General features: G+C 71.0%; 8 protein-coding genes. 5 read left to right on the forward strand and 3 right to left on the reverse strand.

Annotated features, from left to right (window positions below):
• Positions 1–321 precede the first annotated feature (321 nt).
• The 4 genes from ACFTZL_RS36965 to ACFTZL_RS36980 all read left to right on the forward strand — a co-directional run bounded on the left by ACFTZL_RS36965 (position 322) and on the right by ACFTZL_RS36980 (position 4,530).
• Entirely contained in the window at positions 322–2,166 is a 1,845-nt protein-coding gene (locus ACFTZL_RS36965) for a serine/threonine-protein kinase (protein WP_382592386.1), read from the forward strand.
• A gap of 321 nt (positions 2,167–2,487) precedes the next feature.
• Positions 2,488–2,727, forward strand: a complete 240-nt coding sequence (locus ACFTZL_RS36970; protein WP_382592389.1) for a hypothetical protein — start codon at positions 2,488–2,490, stop codon at positions 2,725–2,727.
• Entirely contained in the window at positions 2,702–3,262 is a 561-nt protein-coding gene (locus ACFTZL_RS36975; protein ID WP_382592391.1) for a hypothetical protein, read from the forward strand. Before ACFTZL_RS36970 ends, ACFTZL_RS36975 begins: the two co-directional genes overlap by 26 nt.
• Complete coding sequence (locus ACFTZL_RS36980; RefSeq protein ID WP_382592394.1) at positions 3,259–4,530, forward strand: hypothetical protein; 1,272 nt, start codon at positions 3,259–3,261, stop codon at positions 4,528–4,530. The genes ACFTZL_RS36975 and ACFTZL_RS36980 overlap by 4 nt, the downstream gene beginning before the upstream one ends.
• A gap of 19 nt (positions 4,531–4,549) precedes the next feature.
• Here the strand turns inward: ACFTZL_RS36980 and ACFTZL_RS36985 are convergent, their stop codons facing one another.
• From ACFTZL_RS36985 to ACFTZL_RS36995, 3 genes are all read right to left on the reverse strand, one after another.
• Positions 4,550–5,416 carry an LLM class F420-dependent oxidoreductase gene (locus ACFTZL_RS36985; RefSeq protein WP_382592397.1) on the reverse strand — a complete coding sequence of 289 codons (867 nt, stop codon included), beginning with the start codon at positions 5,414–5,416 and terminating at the stop codon, positions 4,550–4,552.
• 102 nt (positions 5,417–5,518) lie between these two features.
• Entirely contained in the window at positions 5,519–6,052 is a 534-nt protein-coding gene (locus ACFTZL_RS36990) for a heme-degrading domain-containing protein (protein ID WP_382592400.1), read from the reverse strand.
• Positions 6,049–7,152: a Gfo/Idh/MocA family oxidoreductase gene (locus ACFTZL_RS36995; RefSeq protein ID WP_382592403.1), complete on the reverse strand. Its 1,104-nt coding sequence runs from the start codon at positions 7,150–7,152 to the stop codon at positions 6,049–6,051. Before ACFTZL_RS36995 ends, ACFTZL_RS36990 begins: the two co-directional genes overlap by 4 nt.
• A gap of 105 nt (positions 7,153–7,257) precedes the next feature.
• On the opposite strand from ACFTZL_RS36995, the gene ACFTZL_RS37000 reads away from it, so the two are divergent.
• The coding region (locus ACFTZL_RS37000) for a winged helix-turn-helix transcriptional regulator (protein WP_382592406.1) at positions 7,258–7,813 on the forward strand (556 nt) is incomplete at its 3' end.

A 7,813-nucleotide genomic window follows, 5' to 3' on the forward strand; every position in this document is an offset into this window, starting at 1 on the left:
CGGGGGCGGTCTTTCGGCTGCGGGGCGTCCGTGGTTGGTCGCGCTGTCCCCCGCGCCCTTTGGGGCGGGGAGCTGCCGTTCAGTCGGCGGCTCCCCGCCCGGCGTATGTGGCGCATATAGCAGGTCGGGGGTGCGCCCCCAGCGCAGTTGTGCGCGGTAGGAGCGCGCGCAAGGTGCGCGCTCCTATTCGGACACTCATGACGCTCAATGTGTGGAAATCAGCCAGTACGGTTGGCGGGCGGGTGGGCTGATTCATGGCGCGCTCCGGGGGCGGCTTTTGCGTGGGGGGTTCGCACCCTGACGCTGAACGGGGGGAGCGCCGTGCGGGTACTCGCCGAGCGGTACGAGCTGATCGAAGAAGCAGGACGTGGCGGCATGGGCCAGGTCTGGCGCGCCACGGACCGGGAGCTCGGCCGTCTGGTCGCCGTGAAGCTTCTGCCGCCGGAGCTGACCAGACACGAGGAGTTCCGGGTCCGGTTCCGCCGGGAGGCCCGTACCGTCGCCTCGCTCAGCCACCGCAACATCGCCGTCCTGCACGACGTCGGTGAGGACGTCCGGGACGCCGAGACGACTCCGTTCCTCATCATGGAGTTCATCGACGGCCGCACCCTGGCGGACGCACTGGCCGAGGGGCCGTTCAAGGTCGAGCGTGCTCTCGACGTCAGCCAGGGGATCGCGGAGGCCTTGGCCCACAGCCACGGGCGGGGCCTGGTTCACCGGGACATCAAGCCTTCCAACGTCATGCTCACCTCCGAAGGCGGGGTCAAGGTCCTGGACTTCGGGATCTCCAAGGTGGTGGCCGAGACCACCACGCGCCTGACCGCAACCGGAATGACGGTCGGGACCCCCGCGTACCTGTCACCGGAGCAGCTGACGGGTGAAGCGATCGACGGTCGCTCCGATCAGTACTCCACGGGCTGCCTTCTGTATGAACTGCTCACGGGACGCCCGCCTTTCATCGGCGACTCCTCGTTCGCCGTGATGCACCAGCACATCAGCAAGGAGCCCGTCGCGCCGTCCAGGCTGCGGCCGCAGATCCCGGCGGCGGTCGATGCCGTCGTGCTCCGGGCGCTGTCGAAGGACCGGGAGCAACGCTTCGCCGGCATAGACGAGATGCAGCGAGCTCTGGCCCTCGCAGGGACAGAAGCCCCTGCCCTGCCGGTGGCCCCTCCGACCCCGCCGACACCTGCACCGGCACTCGGGGCGGGGATCGGGCGGACGATGATGGCCGAACAGCAGACCCAGGCCGCGTCGATGCCGAAGCAGGCGGCTTCCACCATCCCGGCGCCTCCCACCATCCCCGCGCCTCCCGCCGCCCCGGCACCTTCCGCCGCCCCGGCACCTCCCGCCGTCCCGGGAGAGACGGCGACCACCCAGGGCGATCAAGCACCGGCCGCACCATCTGCGGCGACCGCCACCGGTCCCGGCCAGACAGACTCCGCCGGCACGCCGTCCGCGCGCAGATGGCGCCACCTTGCTGCCGGGAACCGCGTCGTCGCCCTGCTGGGGATCGTGGTCTCGGCCGTGGTCGTCCTCGGCTACCACCTTCAGCCGGGGAGTGGCTACCTCGTACTGTTGTCGGCGATCGCCGTCCTCGGGCTGGTCGCGTTCCGTTGGTGCCCCCTGACATCCGCTCTTCTGTGGTGGGGAGCGGGCGCCCTGGTCATCGCGGGCGTCACCGCCGGGGCAGCGGTCGAGGAGAGCGGCCTCGCCTCCGTGTCCGAAGACGACTTCACCGGCCCTCTCTACTACTACAGCCCTTACACCAAGGACTATTACGAACTCGACGAGGACCCTTCCGGCCACACACTGTTCGAGGAGGGGTACGACGGAGAGTACGAGCCTGCGTCGGATCTGATCTTCCCGGACTACACGGGGCACGAAACGATGTCCGCCCTGGCCGTTCCGGTCCTCGTCCTCGCTGTCCTGTGCCTGGTCCGGACTCTGCGTCCCCGGCGGCACTCGGTTCTTCTCGCGGCCTCCGGCATCACGCTGGCCGGGCTGGGGGTCAGCTGGCTGGCTGTCGGAACCGGTGCCCAGATGACAGCGTTCCTCGTCGCCTGGGCCCTCACCGTACTCGTGGCTCTCGTCCAGGAGTTGCGCGGCCGCGACCGCGGTTCGGGCCCGCGCCCCCGGCGCCGTCTCCGGTTCGTGGTCGCCGAGTAGTCGGCTACACAGAAAGACAGGGCTCAGCTCATGACGTTCTTACGTGTGCGCAGAATCGCAGGGGCTGTACTGATCGCGGCGATCGTCGCGGGGTGCGGAGGAGGTTCCGGAGAATCCCCTCCGTCAAGTCCACCGCCCTCCACGGAATCGGGTGACGAGACCCCCGATCCGCCGCCACCCACCGAAACGAAGGGCGAGAGCACAGAACCGCCCTCGCCCACGCCCACGCCACCGGAAACCTCGCCATCAGCGACGTTCGAAGCGCCGGAGGGCTTCGTTCCGAGCGAACTGGTCGGCGAATGGGACGGGGACGGCACGTCCGTGCGCTTCGACAAGATCCGCTTCTCCGAGGACGGCGGTGTGAGCCTCCTGTACAACAACGGCCTCGTGCTCGATGGAACAGCGGTTGTCGAAGGCACCTCCATGACTCTGTACGTATCGATCGGTCCCATCCCCTACGACTACTGGTCGATCGAGGAATTCGACGCCGGCTACGGATACGTCTTCGAGAATCTGAAGCTGGACGGGATCAGCTATGTCCGTCAGATCGCCGGTGGCTGACGTGCTCGTCACCGGTGCGGTCCGCGTGGTGCTCTGCTCCACCCTGCTGCTCGGGAGCGTCACGGCGTGCGTCTCACGAGGTGACCCGCCCGGCCCGGGGCCCACCTCCAGGACAGCCTCACCCCCGCCGGCGCCGGGGACCACCGATGCCGCCACGGGTGAACAGGTACTCCCTCAGTCCCTCGTCGGGACATGGAAGAGCGACTCGAAGAACAGTGACGCCGCCCTCACCTATCGCTTCCGGGCCGACGGCGACTACACGTTCGTGGGCGTCCTCGCGTACGACTCCCCGGACGGCATCGTCCAGGTCACCCGCACCTCGGAAGGCGCGGCACGGATCGAAGGGGCGCAGCTCGTCCTGAAGCCCGAGAAGGCCGCCACATCCCGCCGGGACCCGGGCGATCCTGAAGGCGACTTCGTGGCGAGGCCCGCTGTGCCCACTGCCGAGCGTCACACCTGGGAGGTGACGGGCGATGCCCTCGCTCTCACCGACAAGAAGGGGCTGCGGGTCACGTACGAGCGGGGGCCGCGGTGAACCCGTCGACCTCGCGGTTCAGTCTCCGCATCCGGGTGCAGATCTGCCTGCTCGCCGTCATCTCCGTGGCGACACCCCTGTCCGCCTGGGCGTTCAGCGAGGCGTCCGGGACGTACCAGGACGCGGTGCGTCAGGAGATCACGCGTCAGGAGACGCTGCTGGACGATGTGCGCACGGTGTACACCGAAGACGCGCGTCTGGCCTTCGACGTGGCCGCGGCCTCGGCGCGCGCCGACGCGCTGCGGCCGATCCGTCACGAGGGCAGGACTGCCGCGGCGGAGTACGAGATCGCCGCCCAGACCGCGTTCGCTCTGCGCAGCGCGGCCGATTCCGGGAGCTTTCTGCACGACGCTTACCGGCACAAGAACCTCGGCTACGACCTGCCCCGCCGACTCGCGGACCTGCAACGGGACAAACCCAAGTCCTACGGACTCGCTCCAGAGGCGACGATGCGGTCCGGGGACATGTGGGTCATGTGGGGGCTCGTGTTCGCCGCGCTCGTCGGAATGGCCGTGATCGGCGGTGTGGCCGCCGCGAACGTCGTGCGGCCACCCGCCCTGCGCAGGCCGCCGGGTCCTGACCGCCGGCGCGTTGTCAGGGATCTGCAGCTCATCCCTCAGCCGGCCGTCACTCCGAGCGGTGAGAGCCGCCCCGCCGCGCTGCTCGGTCTGTTCATCGTGGTTCTGCTGATGGTGCTTCCCCTCGGGGGGATCTACGCGTCGGGCGTCGAACAGCGGGCCCAGGCCGAGGCGGCCCGCAAGGCGACCCAGCTCGGTACCGCTGCCCTGGCCTACGGTCAGCGCACGGCGTTCCTGGACGGAAGCCGCCGAACGGCAGAGCTCACCGAACTCCAGGCGATGGCCCGCGAACGCGCCTCGCTGGAAACCGGGGTCACTCCCGCTCAGGCACGGCACGAGCGAGTGGTGTCCGTGGTCGAGACACGTGCCGCGGGGCGCGTGCGCGAGATCGCCGATTACATGGGGCGTCCTCCCACACGCGCCGATCGCGTCGATGCCGCGACGGTGAGGGCCTTGGGCAAGGAATCCGAGCACCTGTTGTCAGGTCTTCGGACCGAACAGAAGCGCCAGGTGAGTCTGGCGGAGGGGGCCAGTAGCCGCGGCCTGTATCTCGGCGCGGCGGCCGCCATCGCCGCCGTGGCGGAGATGCTGGCCGCCGCCGCTGTCTCCGACGGGCGCCCGAGGTGGCTGCTGTGGCCGATGACGGCCGCGGCCTGCTCGACCGTTCTGACAGCCATGGCCCTGATCTGAACCGCGCTCCGAAGAAGGATCAGTTGAGCAGAGCTGCCAGGTCGCGCCACGCCTTCCGCGGGAGGGCGTCCCTCGGGGAGTCGTCGATCAGTTGGAGGGCGAGGTGGTCCGCGCCTGCCTCGAAGAAGGTGTCGAGCTTGGCGCGGATCGCCGTGTCGTCGCCCCAGGCGAACAGTGCGTCGACCAGGCGGTCGCTGCCGCCGTTCTGGAGGTCGTCCTCGGTGAAGCCGTGCCGGAGGAAGTTGTTGGTGTAGTTCGGCAGCGGGAGGTAGGTGCCGAGGAACTCGCGGGCCAGGGCGCGGGCGCGGGTCGGGTCCGTCTCCGGGACGACGCCCAGCTCCGGGGCCAGCAGCGGGGCCTCGCCCAGGATCTCGCGGGCGTGCGCCGTGTGCTCCGGGGTGACCAGGTACGGGATCGAGCCCGCCGCTCGGTCGCGGGCCAGCCGGAGTGACTTCGGGCCCAGGGCGGCCAGGAGGCGCCGGTCCGCCGGCACTCCGGCGGCGTCCAGACCGTCGAGATGCTCGACCAGGGCCGAGTAGGGGCGGGCGTACTGCTCCACCCGCTTGGCGTGGCTCACCCCGAGGCCCAGCAGGAACCGCCCGGGGTGGGCCGACTCCAGTTCCGCGAAGGCCGCGGCGGCGGCGTCCGGCTCGTGCTGCCAGATGCTCTGGATGCTGGTGCCGACGGTGAGCCCGGAGGTCGCCTCGATCAGCGGGGCGGCGTTGGCGGCGGAGCTGTTGCCGCCCAGCCAGACGGCGCCGAAGCCGAGTTCCTCCAGTTCGGCGGCGGCTTCGGCGAGTTCGCCGCGTCGGTCCGGGTCCTCCGAGCGCAGGCCTACGCTCCAGATGCCGTACCGGCCGACGGCGTCTTTCAGGGCGGTGGTCATCGGTTGTGATCCCTCCGGTTGGGCGCCGTGCTTGATCGTGCGTACAGCAGGTGCCAACCGGAGGGATCCGGCACTAATTCCGGCCCGGTACCCGGGTTTTCGCTAGCGGTCCTTGCTCAGGAAGACCTCCAGCGCCTCCACCACGAAGCGGTGGTCCTGGAGCTGCGGCAGCCCGGACACCGTCACCGCGCCGATCACGCCCACGCCCTCGACGGTGATCGGGAAGGAGCCGCCGTGTGCCGCGTAGGTGTCGGGGTCGAGGCGCGAGGACTCCTCGAACGTCGTGCCCTTGGCGCGGAAGCGGGTGCCCACCAGGTAGGAGGCGGAGCCGTAGCGCTCGACGACCCGGCGCTTGCGGGCGATCCAGGCGTCGTTGTCCGGGGTGGAGCCGGGCAGCGCCGCGTGGAAGAGCTGCTGGCCGGCGCGGTGGATGTCGATGGCGAGCGGGGCCTGCCGCTCCCGGGCCAGTTCGACGAGGAGCGAGCCGAGCGCCCAGGCGTCGTCGTAGGTGAACTGGCGGAAGACCAGGCGGCGTTCCTGCGTCTCCAGTTCCTCCAGGCTCGGCGTGAGCTCCGGCTGGAACTTGGGGCCGAGTTCCTGGTGGTGCGAAGGGTTGTGCGAGCTCTTGTGCGTCACAGGTTCACCGTCACCTTCTCGCGGGCCGAACGACGGGCGGCCTCCAGTACGTCCAGGGCGGCGGCCGCCTCCAGCGCGGTCACCGGGTTGGGACCGCCCTCGAGCAGGGCCTTCGCCACGGCCGCATAGTAAGCGGGGTAGTCCCCGGGGCGGGTCGGTTCGGGGCGGCCGCCGCCTGTTACGGGGGACTCGCCCGAGCCCACGCGGCCCCACTGCGACTCGGGCTCGACGCCCCAGCCGGGCCCGGGGCGCAGGCCGTCCCGGAGCGCGGCCTCCTGGGGGTCGAGGCCGTACTTGACGTAGCCGGCGGTGGAGCCCAGGACGCGGAAGCGGGGGCCGAGTTGGGCGGTCGTCGCGGAGACGTAGAGGTGGGAGCGGACGCCGTTCGTGTGCGTGATCGCGATGAACGTGTCGTCGTCCGTCTCGGCGCCCGCGCGGCGGATGTCCGACTCCGCGTAGACGGAGGCCGCCGGGCCGAAGAGGGCCATGGCCTGGTCGGCGACGTGGCTGCCGAGGTCGTAGAGCAGACCTCCGATCTCTGCGGGGTCGCCGGACTCCCGCCAGCCGCCCTTCAGTTGCGGGCGCCAGCGCTCGAAGCGGGATTCGAAGCGCAGGACGTCGCCCAGCTCGCCCTCGTTCAGCAGCTTGCGCAGGGTGAGGAAGTCGTTGTCCCAGCGGCGGTTCTGGAAGACGGAGAGGAGCAGGCCGCGCTCCTTGGCGAGGGCGGCCAGCTCGCGGGCCTCGGCCGCCGTGCCCGCGACGGGCTTGTCGACCACGACCGGCAGACCGGCCTTGAGGGCGGTGGTGGCGAGTGGCACGTGCGTCTTGTTCGGGGACGCGATGACGATCAGGTCCAGCTCGGCGGCCCGGTCGAACAGCTCGTCCGGCGTGGCGGCGAAGCGTACGTCCGGGAACTCGGCACGGGCCTGCTGCTGCCGTTCGGGGTTCGAGGTGACCACCGTGTCGAGGGTGAGGCCCTCGGTGGCGGCGATCAGCGGGGCGTGGAAGACGGAGCCGGCGAGGCCGTAGCCGACGAGGCCGACGCGGAGGGGCGAGCCGGGGGCTGTGCCGGGGCCCGTGCCGAGGGGTGTGCCAGTCATGGCATCCACTTTCGCAACGCTGTTGCCAAAGTGCAAGCGCCGGGGACAATGGGGAGCGTGAACAGGGCGGACGACCGTACGGGCGGGATGGGCGGGATGGGCGGCATGCGCGGCAGCGGAGGTGGGGTGAACCTGCTCGTGTTGCGCAGTCACAACGCCGCGCTGGTGCTCGACCTGCTGCGGACGGCCGGAGCCGACGGCATCAGCCGGCTCGAACTCGCCGAGCGGACCGGGCTCACCCCGCAGGCGGTCAGCAAGATCACGGCCCGGCTGCGGGAGGACGGCCTCGCGGCGGAAGCCGGACGACGGGCCTCTACGGGGGGCAAGCCGCGGACCGTGCTGCGGCTGGTGCCCGAGGCGGGGCACGCGGTGGGGGTCCATCTGGACCGGGACGAGGTACGGGCCGTGCTGGTGGATCTGCGGGGCACCGTGGTGGGGGAGCGGCGGGCCCCGCTGGACCTCGGGGCCGGGGCGCCGGCCGTGCTGACGGCGGTGACGGAAGCGGTGCGGGAGACGGTGGCGGGGGTGCTGCCCGCCGGGCGGCTCGCCGGGACGGATTCCCTGCCAGGGGCGGGGGTCGTGCGGGAGGCGGTCGGCGAGGTCCGGTCGGCCGGGGCGGGGTCCGCCCGGGACGCGGCGGCCCAGGCGCCGTCCTCCATGC

The organism is Streptomyces sp. NPDC056948, assembly GCF_042674225.1.
Classification (GTDB): Bacteria; Actinomycetota; Actinomycetes; order Streptomycetales; family Streptomycetaceae; genus Streptomyces; species Streptomyces purpurascens.